The organism is Sandarakinorhabdus rubra (assembly GCF_010994245.1).
GTDB classification, from domain to species: domain Bacteria; phylum Pseudomonadota; class Alphaproteobacteria; order Sphingomonadales; family Sphingomonadaceae; genus Sandarakinorhabdus; species Sandarakinorhabdus rubra.
The window spans coordinates 1-733 of record NZ_WMHO01000441.1; the positions used below are offsets into that span (position 1 = coordinate 1).

Genomic DNA, 733 nt, shown 5'->3' on the forward strand with positions numbered 1-733 from the left:
TGCGGCCGCGGCCAAGGCCGCCGCCGACGCGCTGGGCGCCGCCGCACAGCGCGCCGAGGGCCTGATGGTGCTGGGCCCGGCGCCGGCGCCACTGGCCATGCTGCGCGGCCGGCACCGCCACCGGCTTCTGGTGCAGGCCCGGCGCGACGTGGCGCTGCCGGCCACCTTGCGCGACTGGCTGGGCCGCGTGGCGCTGCCATCGAATGTGCGCGTGGTGGTGGACGTCGATCCCTACAGCTTCGTGTGACGCTCCAGAACCGTCAGCCATGGCTGGCCGCAGGGCGAGAAGCCGAGCCGTTCATAGAGGCTGATCGCCACCTGATTGTCGGGCCAACAGTGCAGGAAGGGCCGGTCGCCGCGGGCGAAGATGCGGGCGGCGACCGCGTGGGACAGCGCGGCGGCCAGACCCAGCCCGCGCGCTTCCGGGTGGGTGCAGACGCCGCTCACCTCGCCAAAGCCGGCCGGCGGCATGCGTTCGCCGGCCATCGCCAGCAACTGCCCATCGCGCTTCACACCGATAAAGCGGCCCATCTCGTGGGTGTGGCTGGCAAAGGGTCCGGGCTGGGTGAGCGCGGCCAGCGCCTGCATGGCCGGGGCATCGTCATCGCCCAGCGGCACGATGGCGTGGGCGCAAGCTTCCGCCGCGGGCAAGTCGCCGGCCGCCATCTGCAGCAGCTGGCCCTGCCGGATCACCGCAAAGCCGGGCGGCGGCGCCACGGGCTCCGGCTCGACC

The 733-nt window shown here is 74.1% G+C and carries 1 protein-coding gene and 1 pseudogene; one reads left to right on the forward strand and one right to left on the reverse strand.

From position 1 onward, the window contains the following. Positions 1 to 247: pseudogene (locus GJV64_RS15150) on the forward strand (primosomal protein N'); the annotation flags it as partial. Here the strand turns inward: GJV64_RS15150 and GJV64_RS15155 are convergent. Then, positions 232 to 733, reverse strand: a 502-nt coding sequence (locus GJV64_RS15155) for a GNAT family N-acetyltransferase (protein WP_164158357.1), incomplete at its 5' end; no start/stop codon positions are given. The pseudogene GJV64_RS15150 and the gene GJV64_RS15155 overlap by 16 nt on opposite strands.